We start from the raw sequence: 12,558 nt of genomic DNA, 5'->3' as shown, positions 1-12,558 counted from the left end.
CCGCTAACTCTTAAGCGGGTCCCCCGGCTTGGAGAGGATAGTGGTGCATCTGGAATCCGTGCCCTCGTACCTTCAGCGTCAGTGACAAAGGATTCATCAGCTCGCACTCCGCACTACGTGCGTCGCGGATGGGTCTGCATGGGAAACCCGGGGCTTCGTTTGGGCGTGATGGGGGTCCTCGGCTTCGCCCCGGCGACAACGGAGTTGCGTGGGAAACCTGGCGCTTCGTTTAGGCGTGGTGAGCGCCATCGGTTTCGCCTCCGCGACGGCGGCGTTGCGTAGGAAACCAGGGGCTTCGTTTAAGCGCGGTGGGCACCATCGGCTTCGCCTCCGCGACGACGACGCTGCTTGGGAAACCAGGGGCTTCGTTTGGGCGCGGTGGGGACCATCGGCTTCGCCTGGGCGGGGCGCCGAATGGAGCGCGAGTGCGAAAACGCGGTGATCGGTTCTAAGGAGGGTGCTTCGGCGCGCGTAGCGCCACCGGAAGTATGACGGCCTTGTCAGGAACGTCGAATGTGCAAGGGCACAGATTCCAGATGTGCCACTACCGCGACTGCGCGAGGGACCCGCTTAAGAATTAGCGGTGTGAGCCGCTTTCTCTTGCTTACTTCTCTTTGCGGCCGGCAAAGAGAAGTAAGTGCCTGCCCCGCACAGGGGCGACGCTAATAAACCAATAAGAAAACAAGGAAAGGCCAACGCCATAAAAACACAGACAAACAAGCGCCGTGCAGGCAAACAGATCAAGGAAAGGCCAACGCCACAGGCCCACAACAACAAGCGCCGCGCAGGCAACCAGATCACCAAAACCCAAACGCCGCGGGCATACAGATGAACAACCGCCGAGCAGGCAAAAACCTAACCTTCAATTCCGACTAGCAATAGCCGGCCGCCCACCATCAGACCCAGACGAAGAAGACTCCGCCGTCTGTGAAGACTGAGCCCCCCATACAACGGAGTTATCCACCGCATACAACCGGCAAGGCGCCGAACTCTGCTTCTGGCAATTCGCAATAGCGACTGACATCGGATTGTCGCCGCCTTCCGCCCACGACCAGGCCCCCGAGTCCGACACGGCAAAAGCCCGGCTAGGATACTGATGCAGGAAATTACGGTATCCATTACGGCCGGCTTCGTCGACAAACGGCACAGAGTCAACCGCATCGACAGCAGCAAATCCACTCGCCTTCGGCGCCGAAGGATCATCGACCCGATATTGCACGCCGGTAGGCATCCCCACCTGAGCAAGAAACGCTTCGACCGCCGGCCACCACACATGCACGCCGTCGCGATCGCCCACGAGCCGATGCGCGTCATTCTTGTAGTTGCCGAAATCCACCATCTTGGCGCTCGCACCGTGTGCGGCATACGCGGCATACATGCCGGCTACAAGCGGCGCCGTCCACACCGAATCGTTATCGCCATACAACCACAGCGACGGCACCTTCGTTTTCTCGCCATACGCGCCGAATGCGTGGGTCAGATTGCCCTGCCAGTCGGCACATGCGTCCTGCCGCAAACCACCCGAGAAATTGATCAAGGCTCGCACGCCCGGCGCAGCCTCAGGACCATAAGCGATCGTCGCAAGGCCGCCGTGTGAAGTACCGGCCACCACAATGTGCGTCGCGTCCACGTACGGCTGCTTCGACATGAAATCGATCGTAGCGGCGACGTCGCTGGCCTGGCCGATGCCGTTGCGTTCGACGTCGCAACCGTCCTGCTGATAAGTGCCGTCGGAATGGCCGAAGCCCTGGCGGTTCGGCGCCACCACCACGTAACCGCGGCGCACGAATTCGCGCGCGAACGGCAACGGGTCGCTGCGCTCCTGCGTGCGCGGGTCGCCGGGAATCTTGCCGTGGTTGAAAACGATCATCGGAAACGGGCCTGCGCCGTCCGGTTTGTAGATCGTCGTTTCAAGCGTGACCGTGCCGGCAGCGTTGACCGGCACGCGGATGATCTGTTCGTTGAGGCCCGCAGTGGGCAGATAGACATCGTCGTCGAGCGCGATGCGCGGCACGTGTGCGCGGGTGAGCGGCCCCGTCTGGGTGTCGGCGAGGGGGGCGGCATGCGCGAGTGCGACAGCGCAGATCGCCGTTGCACACATCACCACACCCTTCGTCAGAACCTTGCTGAACACCATTGACGCACCTGCCTCAAAAACCTGCCCTGAACACGTGACGCTTTGTCTGTCGAATATCGTCGCTAACAATTGCCTTTCATCGGCGTTTTCGACAAACAAAAACACACTCGCGTACGTAGTGCGCCAGGCGCACGCACGCTAATCGAGATCGCACGGGATAAACCCAAACGGCCGACGCGACCCCACGCGCCGATGATGAGCGCCACACACGCTGCCCGGAACCGCCGTCGAACCCTTGCTGATGGGCTCGCGGCCGGGCGTCTGCGCATTTTGCGGAATCGGTATGGACCTGTTCTCGCAACGTGACGTCACAAACCTACGGCCTCATCCTGGCACGACAATTTTGTTTTGTGCAATCAAGGAGAACCCGCGACGAAAAAATTGCCGCATGTCGATCAGGACACATTCGCCTGCCGGCAGGCCGCAAAGCGCCTGTTTCGCGGTGCTTGGCTGGACGAAGCAATTCGTCGCATCATGCGCGCTGTGGTGTCGAGCCAACACGAAAAAAAGCCCTCGTTTGAGGGCCATATGTGATCACGGTGCGATCTGCGCAGCTGAGTTATGTAAGGCTTTGGAAGGTGCGGCCTATTCGCTCACGTCACCGTCGACATAACGCCAGCATCCGTCTTCACCACGTACGAAGCGGCTCAGTTCGTGCAACCGGTGGGCGCGGCCGCCTACCTTGTATCGTGCGACGAATTCGACTGTCGCGTGATCGGCATGGGTTTCAGCGAAGGCCTTGATCTGCAGTCCGAGCCAATGCGGTGCGTCGGGGGCGGCAGGATCGGCGTCGAGATCCGTGGGACAGGTGTGCGGTGCCCAGGTCGCGCGCAAATAATCCGTTGCGCCCACAACATATGCGCTGTAGCGCGAGCGCATCAGTTCGAGCGCGCGCGGCGCGGTTTCGCCGCCATCGATATAGCGACCACAGCATTGCGCGAAGCGCGGCGGTTTAACGCCGCTGCGCTGATCGGGCGCAGCGCCGCCGCAAGGGCAGTCGGACGGTCGTTGCGTTGACAACAATGGCTTATTCATCAGACTTTCAGGCAAGACCGCGCGCGATCAAAATTTTCTGGATGTCGCTAGTGCCTTCGTAGATCTGGCACACGCGCACATCGCGGTAGATGCGTTCGACGGGGAAGTCGCTCAGATAGCCATAGCCGCCATGAATCTGCAAGGCTGCCGAGCAGATGCGCTCCGCGGCTTCGGAGGCGAACAGCTTGGCCATTGCGGCTTCGGTCAGGCACGGTTGCCCTGCATCCTTTAGCGACGCGGCGTGCCAGATCAACTGGCGTGCGGCTTCGAGTTGGGTCGCCATGTCGGCGAGGCGGAACTGCACGGCCTGGTGCGAAAACAGCGGCTGGCCGAAGCTCTCGCGCTCCTTCGCATAAGCCAATGCTGCCTCGAACGCGGCGCGCGCCATGCCGACGCTTTGCGCCGCGATGCCGATGCGCCCGCCTTCAAGCCCCGATAGCGCAATCCGATAGCCTTCGCCTTCCGCGCCGATCAGATTCGCAGCCGGCACGCGGCAATCCTCGAAAATAATCTGTGCCGTGTCCGACGAATGCTGGCCAAGCTTTTCTTCGACCCGCGCAACGACGTAGCCCTTCGTATCGGTGGGCACGATAAACGCGCTGATGCCGCGCTTGCCCGCCGCCTTGTCGGTCACGGCCATGACGATCGCGACGTTGCCGTTTTTGCCACTCGTGATGAACTGTTTGACACCGTTCAACACGTACGTGTCGCCATCACGCGTCGCGGTGGTGCGCAGCGCGGAGGCGTCCGAACCCGCTTGCGGTTCGGTCAGACAAAACGCGCCGAGCATCTCGCCGCGCGCGAGCGGCGTGAGCCAGTCGCGTTTTTGCGCGTCGTTGCCATAGGTCAGCAGAATGCTGCACACCGGGCAGTTGTTGACGGAAATCGCGGTCGAAGTGCCGCCGTCGCCCGCAGCGATTTCTTCGAGGATCAACGCGAGCGCCAGCGCGTCCATGCCGGCGCCGCCGTACGTTTCGGGCACCAGCACGCCATACGCGCCGAGTTCGGCGAGCTGGCGATGCACGTCCTTCGGAAAGATGCGCTCACGGTCCCATTGCGCCGCGTGCGGGGTGACCGCTTCGCGGACGAACGTGCGCACCGCATCGCGGATCATCCGGTGATCCTGATCAAGCACCATGGCTCGGTCTCCTCGTTAGTCGCCCCATGTGTCTCCTCACCAGTCGAGCGCCGTGCCGTCGTATTGATAGAAGCGTCCGTTGAACGCTTCGGGTGCGGCAGCTGCCTGCGCGAGCACGTCACGCATGCCGGTGACGCTACGCGCCGGATCGATCGCCGCTTGCGCGCCACCCATGTCGGTACGCACCCAGCCGGGGTGTAGCGAAATACATGTGGCGCGTGTTGTTTCGAGCGACGCGATTTTCAGCGCGTCGTTCAGCGCTGCCTTACTCGCCCGGTACAGCCAGCCCGTCGTGCCGCTTGCGTCGCCGATGCTGCCCATCTTGCTTGAAATCACCGCGAATACACCGCCGGCCTCTTCGACGAGCGGCAGCAGGATCGGGATCAACTGCATCGGGCCACGCACGTTGGTATGCATGACCTGGTCGAAATCCGCGGCGGTGATCGTCTCGAGGCCTTCGGTGCGCGGGCCGTACACGCCCGATACCAGCACCGCCGCGTCGAGCCGTTCGCCGTCGAGCTTCCGGCCGAGTGCGGCGATTTCCTCGGGCGCGGTGACGTCGAGTGAAAAGGTCTCCGCGCCGAGCGCCTTCAACGCGTCGAGTGCGGCGCCGTCGCGCGCAGTGGCGAGCACGCGCCAGCCGCTCTTCCTGTACTGCCGCACAAATTCCTGGCCGATGCCGCGCGATGCACCGACGATCAATACTGTCTTCATCGAATCACCTCAAGCCCTCAAACGCCTGGAAGCGGCGTGTTAAACCAGTTCGATGCCCATCGCGGTCGCTTCACCGCCGCCGATGCACAACGTCGCAACGCCGCGCTTCAGACCGCGTTTTTTCAACGCGCCGATCAGCGTCACGAGAATCCGTGCGCCCGACGCACCGATCGGATGACCGAGCGCACAGGCGCCGCCGTTCACGTTGACCTTGTCATGCGGCAGATGATGCTCCTTCATCGCGGCCATCGTGACCACCGCGAACGCTTCGTTGACCTCATACAGATCCACTTCATCGGCGCGCCAGCCATTCTTCTCGAACAACTTGCGAATCGCACCGACCGGCGCGGTGGTGAACTTCGCCGGTTCTTGTGCGAAGGTCGAGTGGCCGACCACGCGAGCAAGAGGCTCGACGCCGAGACGCTTTGCGGTCGACTCACGCATCATCACGAGCGCCGCGGCGCCGTCGGAAATCGACGACGAGTTCGCCGCCGTTATCGTGCCGGTTTTACTGAACGCGGGCTTGAGCGTCGGAATCTTCTCGAGCTTCGCTTTGAACGGCTGCTCGTCGTGATCGATGGTCACGTCGCCCTTGCGGCCTGCCACCTTCACCGGTGCGATTTCCCATGCAAACGAGCCGTCTTCATTCGCGCGCTTTGCACGATTCAGGGACTCGATGGCGAACGCATCCTGCGCTTCGCGCGTGAAGTCGAACGACGCTGCGCATTCCTCGGCGAAGGTGCCCATCAGACGGCCTTTTTCGTAGGCGTCTTCGAGACCGTCGTAGAACATGTGGTCGATTACCTGGCCGTGGCCCATGCGCATGCCGTTACGCGCCTTCGGCAAAAGGTACGGCGCGTTGGTCATGCTCTCCATGCCGCCGGCGACAATCACATCGACCGAGCCCGCGGCCAGCATGTCGTGCGCGAACATCGCCGCGCGCATGCCGGAACCGCACATCTTGTTGACGGTCGTGCTGCCCGTGGCAAGCGGCAAGCCGGCGCCGAGTGCGGCCTGACGCGCGGGCGCCTGGCCGAGGCCGGCGGGCAGCACGCAACCCATCACCACTTCGTCGATCTGCCCGGGTTTCAATCCGGCGCGTTGCACGGCGGCTTCGATTGCGACCGAGCCCAACTGCGGCGCGGTTAGCGTTGCGAAATCGCCCTGAAATGCCGCCATCGGCGTGCGGGCTACACCTACGATTACGATCGGATCAGACTTTGTCTCGCTCATGTTTGTCTCACTCATGTTTAAGTTCTTTGATCACACCTTCGACGATGGCCGGCACGTCGCCGAGCTGGGCCGCATCGGCGGCCGCTGCATCGTTGTCTGCCTGGTACGCACCGCCGGCCGATACGGCTGTGATGCAGCGCTTGTAGGTTGCATCGAGTGTCGCGGGGTTGTTGATTGTCATGCCGAGGTCGCGCACCTTGCCGTCATGGACGCCATACACCCAGCCGTGCACCGTGAGTTCCTGGCCGCGTGCCCACGCGTCGTTGATGATGGTGGTCCGGCATACGTTCATGACCTGCTCGATCGCATTCAGTTCGACCAGACGACGATGGCGCGCCTCGCCAAGCGGCCACTCTTCAATCAACGCGGCGTGCTTGGTGCGCACGTCCTGCACGTGATGCAGCCAGTTATCCGCCAGACCCACGCGACGGCCGTGCAATGCCGCGCCGACGCCCGAGCAGCCATAGTGACCCACCACCATGATGTGCTTGACCTTGAGTAGATCGACGGCAAACTGGATCACCGACAGGCAGTTCAGATCCGTATGCACCACCACGTTGGCGATATTTCTGTGCACGAACACTTCGCCCGGCGGCAGGCCGATGATCTGGTTGGCCGGTACGCGCGAATCGGAGCAGCCGATCCACAGATATTCGGGCGTCTGCTGGTGCGCGAGACGCGAGAAGTACTCCGGATCTTCGGACAGCTTGCGGGCCACCCACGCGTCGTTGTTATCGAACAGATGGGCCAGCGGATTGGCAGCGGGAGAAGCGTTCATGGTCATGGTGAGTCTGGGCGGTTGCTCGACCGATTGGCCGGTCGATGTCGTTACATAAGGGTTCGGACGACGCATTCAACGATGCGGGCGGCGCATGATGCGCATGAGGTTCAAGCCGCGCGCACGGTGCGCTCGTCTGCCTGGTTCTCCGGGGGGCCGGACGCCGCATCGGCGAATCGTTCCGGATAGCGGATGCAGAAGCGCACGCTGCTGTCGTACGGGAAAAAGTCGGGCAGTTCGCCTTTCAATAAATGATCCTTGTGCCGTTGCCACAGCGCTGGATCGAAGAAGTCCGCGTGATGCTGCATGAAGGACCGGCGCACGCGTGGGTCGCCGAGCAAAAACGTGCCGTATGTCTCCGGGAAAATGTCGTGCGGGCCGACTGAGTACCACGGCTCGCCCGACATTTCGTCTTCCTCGTTACGTGGCGCCGGCACGGCGCGCACGTTGCATTCAGTCAGATATTCGATTTCATCGTAGTCGTAGAACACGACGCGACCGTGACGCGTCACGCCGAAGTTCTTGTACAGCATGTCGCCAGGGAAGATGTTCGCCTGCATCAATTCCTTGATCGCGTTGCCATATTCCTTGATGCCGTGATCGACGTCGTCGTCGCTGCCGTTTTTCAGGAACAGATTGAGCGGCACCATCCGGCGTTCGATATACATGTGGCGAATCACCAGGTTGTCGCCGTCGTATTCGATCAACGACGGCACTTCCTTTTCGAGTTCGCGCACCAGCGCTTCATCGAGCCGCGAAACCGGCAGCGCGACGCTCGAATATTCGAGCGTGTCGGCCATGCGGCCCAAGCGGTCATGCCGTTTGACGAGCTGATACTTTCCCTTGATCTGCTCGCGCGTGGTGTCCTTCGGCGGCGGAAAGTGGTCTTTGATCAGCTTGAATACATATGGAAACGACGGCAGCGTGAACACCAGCATCACAAGTCCCTTGATGCCGGGCGCGATGATGAAGTGATCGCTGGAATGTTTCAGATGGTGCAGCAGATCGCGATAGAACAGATTCTTGCCCTGCTTCTGCAAACCCACCGACGTATAGATTTCCGCCTTTGGTTTGCCCTGCATGATCGTGCCGAGAAATTCGACGTAAGCGGACGGCACCTCCATGTCCACCAGGAAATACGAATGCGAAAAGCTGAAGATGATCTGCAACTGATCGCGTTTGAGCAGCACCGTGTCGAGCGCCAGCACGCCCGGCTTCACATGGCGCAGCGGCACGGCGAACGGCAATAGCAAGTCGCCGTTGATGATTCGTCCGATGATATACGCCGACTTGTTCCGATAGAACAGCGACGACAGTACGTGAATCTGGAAGTTGGGCGCTTCGTCGAACACGCCGAACGCATCGTGGATCGTCTGCATGACACACGCGACGTCGCGCTTCAGATCCTCAAACGGCGGCTCCAGCTGGAAGTTCGTGACGATGCGCTCGAGCGTCGCGGCAAGCCCGTCCTTGCCGGGGTAATACGCACGGTAGGTTGGCTTCGCGGCGGGTTCGTCGTTCTCGATATATTCGGTCGAGATCGCCGGGCGCACAAAAATGAAGTCGTTATTGAAATACGAACGGTGCAGGATCTTGCAGCACACCGAATTGAAGAACGTCTCCGCGCACTCGGGTTGGCGGTGCGTGGTCAGGAGGCCGATGTAGTGCAGCTTGATCTGCTGCCACACTTCGTCGTCGATATTCTCGGCGTCGTATTCGTCTTCGAGCAGTTCGACGCATTCCTCGACGCGATCGTCATATGAGGTAATGCGCTCGCGCGCCAGCGTTTGCAGCCCGTGCCAGTCGGCAGCTTCGAAGAGCGTTTTGGCATGGATCGCGGCGTCGCGGAAGATCCGGTAGTGCCGATCGAATCCTTCGAGCATCGTCTGGGCGACGTCGAAGCCGATCTGCGACGACAACAGTTTGGGGAAGTGATTCATGTCGACCGTGCATTCGTCCCATGTCGTGAAGACACCCGCGATTGTATCGTCCGGGTGGGCCCGCGACGCATCGCGCCGCTCGACTCGTGCCTGGCGTCTTTTGGAAGTTGCCAGGCGTTAGCCGACTTTCAGACTATCTCCGCTCAATGCCTCAGTTTGGCATGTCTTATCGGCACAACTTTCTGCAAAAATATTTGCGCGATCGCCGCTTAGGCGGACTTGGTCTCGCGTGCTCCGCTCTCCAGCAGCGCGCGCGCCTGGGTTTCGTACTGCGCGAGGTCTTCGAGCGTCGCGTTCAGGTCTTCCAGTTGACGTTCGAGCACCCCGCGATGGCGCGCCACCGTGGCAAGGAATGCGTGCAATTGCGGCACGGTGTCGGTGGGCGACTCGTAGACATCGAGCAGATCGCGGATTTCCGACAGCGTGAAGCCAAGCCTCTTGCCGCGCAGCGTGAGCTTCAGGCGAGTTCGATCGCGGCCCGAATAGACGCGCCGTAGGCCACTTGAACCTTCGCGGCTGGGTGAGAGTAAACCCTGATCTTCGTAGAAGCGAATCGCCCGCGGCGTGACGTCGAATTCCCGCGCGAGCTCGGTGATCGTGTATTGCGTGTTCATCGGGGCATCCCGTGGCCGGGCAGAAAATCGGATTGAACGATAGAATCGACGTTTACGTTATCGTCAACTTGATCGAAACGCAACTGCGGCGCTATACGGCACCGGTCTGTTACGACCGGGCCGCAACCACGCCGTGCGGCATCGCATACCTCGCCATGCCGGACGGCCGACGGAGGAAGACACCCACAATGAATGCACTTGAACATCAACTCAACTATCCGTTCAACGACACCCTGCCCGAAGCGGGCCACGCGATGGAAGTCGCGCCCGGCGTGTTCTGGCTGCGCATGCCGCTGCCGTTCGCACTCGACCACATCAATCTGTGGCTGCTACGCGATGAAATCGACGGTCAGCAGGGGTGGACGGTAGTCGACTGCGGTATTACGTCGGACACGATCAAGGAGAACTGGGAGAAAGTGTTCGACTCCGTGCTCGACGGCCTGCCGGTGCTGCGCGTGATCGTCACGCATTGCCATCCGGACCACATCGGCCTCGCGCACTGGATTTGTACCGGCGGCGACAAGAAGCGCTGGGACGTGCGCCTGTGGATGACGCTCGGCGAATATATGCAGGCACGCGTGATGGCGGCCGGCGACGGCTCCAATGCGGGTGGCGAGGGCGCGGCGCGGCACTTCGCGCGTCATGGCTTGAACGATCAGGTGTCGCTCGAAAAGCTGCGCAATCGCACGAGCTACTACGCGAGCCTCGTGCCGGCGGTTCCCGGTCAGTATCGCCGCCTGCGCGAAGCCGATGGCGTGAAAATCGGCGGCAAGACGTGGCGCGTGGTGACCGGTTTCGGCCATTCTCCGGAACACTGCGCGTTGCATTGCGAAGAGACGGGCACGTTGATCTCAGGCGACATGGTGCTGCCGCGCATTTCGACGAACGTCTCGGTGTTCGACATGGAACCGGAAGGCACGCCGCTCGCGCTGTATCTGGAATCGCTCGGCCGCTACGAGACGATGCCCGAAGACACGCTCGTGCTGCCGTCGCACGGCAAGCCGTTTCGCGGCGTGCGCACGCGGATCAAACAGTTGCGTGAGCATCATGACGCGCGTCTGGCGGAAGTGCGCGAGGCCTGTGCGGAGAAGCCGCAAAGCGCCGCGGATATCGTGCCGCTCATGTTCAAGCGCCAACTCGACATCCATCAGATGACCTTCGCGATGGGCGAGGCGTTGGCGCACTTGCATCTGCTGTGGCTGGCCGGCGAGTTGAAGCGCACGCAGGATGCGGATGGAGTGATCCGGTTCTCGATGGCTTAGCGCCATGACCAGGTGGCCACGCATCGTCGCGTGGTCAGTCCACCTTGACCGGTTCGAAGCGCCAACCCTCGATGGTCCATTGCATCGTATGGGTTGGTCGCAACGCTTCGAGGAAACCTGTGTCATGCGACACCGCGACGATCGCGCCCGGGAAATCCACTAGCGCGCCTTCGAACGCTAGCACCGACCCGAGGTCCAGGTGGTTGGTCGGCTCGTCGAGCAGCAGCAATTGCGCCGGCGTGCCACGCCACAACGCACAAGCAAGTGCCGCTTTCAGCCGCTCGCCGCCACTCAGATTCCGTGAGGGTTGCGTCGCGCATTGGGCGTCGAGTTGCAGCAATGCGAGGCGGCTGCGTAACTCACCTTCGGCCAGCGGCGTGTCGAGCAGGCCCAACTGCTCGACGATCGACCGCTCCTGATCGAGCAGATCGAGGCGTTGGTCGAGGTATGCGCACGGCACGTGTGTCAGATGCGTGCCGCCCTGGGGCGAGACTTCACCCGCGAGTACTCGAAGTAACGTTGACTTACCGCAGCCGTTCGGGCCTGTTACTGCGATGCGCACAGGGCCGCTGACTGTCCACGTCACCGTCGCCGCCGGATCGTTCGCTTCCAGCCAAGGCAGACGCACCTCGTCGAGCGTGAAAACTGTACGGCGTGCAGGAAGCTCAGCGCCGGGTAACGAGAGCAAGACAGCGCTTTCCGGTATGACGCGCGCCGCCGCTTCGCCGACCTTGTCGTTGAGATCGTTTTTGACCGTTTGCTGAGACTTGCGGACATGTCCCATCGCTTCGGTCGCTCGACCTTTTATCTTCGCGCGCTCCATACGTGAGACGTTAGCCGTATCGGCATAGTGCCGTGTGCGCGCTGAGCGGCGCTGGACCGTATCATGTTCCCGCGCCAGACGCTGGTGTTCACGTGCGCGTTCGGTTCTCGCGTGTTCCAGCGCGGATTGCGCGGCCTGCTGCTCCGCTTCGCGCTGCGCATGAAAGACTGCGTAGTTGCCGCCATACGCGCGCGGGCCATGCGGCGTCAGTTCGATGATCCGTTCAACCTCGCCGAGCATCTGCCGGTCGTGGCTGACGACGATCAACCCGCCACGCCACTCATGCAGTTGATCGCGCAGCCATGCGCGGCCGTCGCGATCAAGGTGATTGGTGGGCTCGTCGAGCACGAGCAAATCCGCCCCCGACAACAATGCGCCGACGAGCGCGACCCGCGCCCGTTGGCCGCCGCTTAACGTGTCCGCGCTCTCGTGTGCTTGCAGTTCGGGCAGATGCGCCTGCTGCAGTGCGATTTGAAAGCGCGTGGCGAGATCCCAGCGATCTGCGACAACGTCGAGATCGTCGGGTTGAGCGGCGCCCGCGGCAAGGCGTGCGAGCGCATCGAGTGCATCGTCGAGTCCGGCGGCTTGCGCGATCGTTTCCCCCTCCGGCCCAACCGTATTCTGCTTGACGTAGGCGACTGAGCCAAAGCGTTCGACCTTGCCCGCGGACGGCATCAGTTCACCCGCAATCAGCCGCGCAAGCATGCTTTTGCCCGCACCATTACGGCCGACGATGGCCGTAGATGTGGTGTCGAACGTGAGATTGAGAGAGTCGAATAGCATCGCTCCATCGTTGAAATGGAACGAGACATGTTGAAGCGAAACGAGTGTGGATGCTGGCGTGACATGAGCCATAAGCACCTCCGGAAATGTGTTGCACCTTT

Annotated in this window: 11 protein-coding genes; 1 reads left to right on the top strand and 10 read right to left on the bottom strand. The window is 61.6% G+C overall.

All coding sequences use genetic code 11. The features are described 5' to 3' along the window. Positions 1-862 precede the first annotated feature (862 nt). From PQQ52_RS18945 to PQQ52_RS18905, 9 genes are all read right to left on the bottom strand, one after another. A complete protein-coding gene (locus PQQ52_RS18945; protein WP_408214332.1) occupies positions 863-2,137 on the bottom strand; it encodes a dienelactone hydrolase family protein in 1,275 nt (424 codons plus the stop codon). Between the two features lie 324 nt (positions 2,138-2,461). Next, positions 2,462-2,665, bottom strand: a complete 204-nt coding sequence (locus tag PQQ52_RS18940; protein WP_408214329.1) for a hypothetical protein — start codon at positions 2,663-2,665, stop codon at positions 2,462-2,464. Positions 2,666-2,722: 57 nt separating this feature from the next. Further along, positions 2,723-3,172, bottom strand: coding sequence for a YchJ family protein (locus PQQ52_RS18935; protein ID WP_408214326.1), 450 nt, complete (start codon positions 3,170-3,172; stop codon positions 2,723-2,725). Between the two features lie 7 nt (positions 3,173-3,179). Then, entirely contained in the window at positions 3,180-4,310 is a 1,131-nt protein-coding gene (locus PQQ52_RS18930) for an acyl-CoA dehydrogenase family protein (RefSeq protein ID WP_408214323.1), read from the bottom strand. A 36-nt stretch (positions 4,311-4,346) separates the two neighbouring features. Further along, positions 4,347-5,024, bottom strand: coding sequence for an SDR family oxidoreductase (locus tag PQQ52_RS18925; protein WP_408214321.1), 678 nt, complete (start codon positions 5,022-5,024; stop codon positions 4,347-4,349). Between the two features lie 39 nt (positions 5,025-5,063). Further along, complete coding sequence (locus tag PQQ52_RS18920; protein ID WP_408214319.1) at positions 5,064-6,272, bottom strand: acetyl-CoA C-acetyltransferase; 1,209 nt, start codon at positions 6,270-6,272, stop codon at positions 5,064-5,066. Beyond that, positions 6,265-7,041, bottom strand: a complete 777-nt coding sequence (can, locus tag PQQ52_RS18915; protein ID WP_408214316.1) for a carbonate dehydratase — start codon at positions 7,039-7,041, stop codon at positions 6,265-6,267. Before can ends, PQQ52_RS18920 begins: the two co-directional genes overlap by 8 nt. 104 nt (positions 7,042-7,145) lie before the next feature. After that, positions 7,146-8,975 carry a bifunctional isocitrate dehydrogenase kinase/phosphatase gene (aceK, locus tag PQQ52_RS18910; protein ID WP_408214314.1) on the bottom strand — a complete coding sequence of 610 codons (1,830 nt, stop codon included), beginning with the start codon at positions 8,973-8,975 and terminating at the stop codon, positions 7,146-7,148. A gap of 209 nt (positions 8,976-9,184) precedes the next feature. Further along, positions 9,185-9,589, bottom strand: a complete 405-nt coding sequence (locus PQQ52_RS18905; protein WP_408214311.1) for a MerR family transcriptional regulator — start codon at positions 9,587-9,589, stop codon at positions 9,185-9,187. Between the two features lie 188 nt (positions 9,590-9,777). On the opposite strand from PQQ52_RS18905, the gene PQQ52_RS18900 reads away from it, so the two are divergent. Beyond that, positions 9,778-10,851 carry an MBL fold metallo-hydrolase gene (locus PQQ52_RS18900; protein WP_408214415.1) on the top strand — a complete coding sequence of 358 codons (1,074 nt, stop codon included), beginning with the start codon at positions 9,778-9,780 and terminating at the stop codon, positions 10,849-10,851. Positions 10,852-10,885: 34 nt separating this feature from the next. On the opposite strand, the gene PQQ52_RS18895 is transcribed toward PQQ52_RS18900, so the two are convergent. Then, positions 10,886-12,529 (bottom strand): ABC-F family ATP-binding cassette domain-containing protein, encoded by a 1,644-nt coding sequence (locus tag PQQ52_RS18895; protein WP_408214309.1) that lies wholly within the window; start codon positions 12,527-12,529, stop codon positions 10,886-10,888. Between the last annotated feature and the right edge of the window lie 29 nt (positions 12,530-12,558).

The organism is Paraburkholderia sediminicola (assembly GCF_046030555.1).
Taxonomy (GTDB): Bacteria; Pseudomonadota; Gammaproteobacteria; order Burkholderiales; family Burkholderiaceae; genus Paraburkholderia; species Paraburkholderia sediminicola_E.
The sequence above is the reverse complement of the archived record's forward strand: the minus strand, read 5'-3'. Positions and strand labels throughout refer to the sequence as shown.

Bases quoted from the DNA above. Each gene is read 5' to 3' on its own strand.
- PQQ52_RS18945 (WP_408214332.1), bottom strand. From the start codon at position 2,137: ATGGTGTTCAGCAAGGTTCTGACGAAGGGTGTGGTGATGTGTGCAACG.
- PQQ52_RS18940 (WP_408214329.1), bottom strand. From the start codon at position 2,665: ATGGCCCTCAAACGAGGGCTTTTTTTCGTGTTGGCTCGACACCACAGC.
- PQQ52_RS18935 (WP_408214326.1), bottom strand. From the start codon at position 3,172: ATGAATAAGCCATTGTTGTCAACGCAACGACCGTCCGACTGCCCTTGC.
- PQQ52_RS18930 (WP_408214323.1), bottom strand. From the start codon at position 4,310: ATGGTGCTTGATCAGGATCACCGGATGATCCGCGATGCGGTGCGCACG.
- PQQ52_RS18925 (WP_408214321.1), bottom strand. From the start codon at position 5,024: ATGAAGACAGTATTGATCGTCGGTGCATCGCGCGGCATCGGCCAGGAA.
- PQQ52_RS18920 (WP_408214319.1), bottom strand. From the start codon at position 6,272: ATGAGTGAGACAAACATGAGCGAGACAAAGTCTGATCCGATCGTAATC.
- can (WP_408214316.1), bottom strand. From the start codon at position 7,041: ATGACCATGAACGCTTCTCCCGCTGCCAATCCGCTGGCCCATCTGTTC.
- aceK (WP_408214314.1), bottom strand. From the start codon at position 8,975: ATGAATCACTTCCCCAAACTGTTGTCGTCGCAGATCGGCTTCGACGTC.
- PQQ52_RS18905 (WP_408214311.1), bottom strand. From the start codon at position 9,589: ATGAACACGCAATACACGATCACCGAGCTCGCGCGGGAATTCGACGTC.
- PQQ52_RS18900 (WP_408214415.1), top strand. From the start codon at position 9,778: ATGAATGCACTTGAACATCAACTCAACTATCCGTTCAACGACACCCTG.
- PQQ52_RS18895 (WP_408214309.1), bottom strand. From the start codon at position 12,529: ATGGCTCATGTCACGCCAGCATCCACACTCGTTTCGCTTCAACATGTC.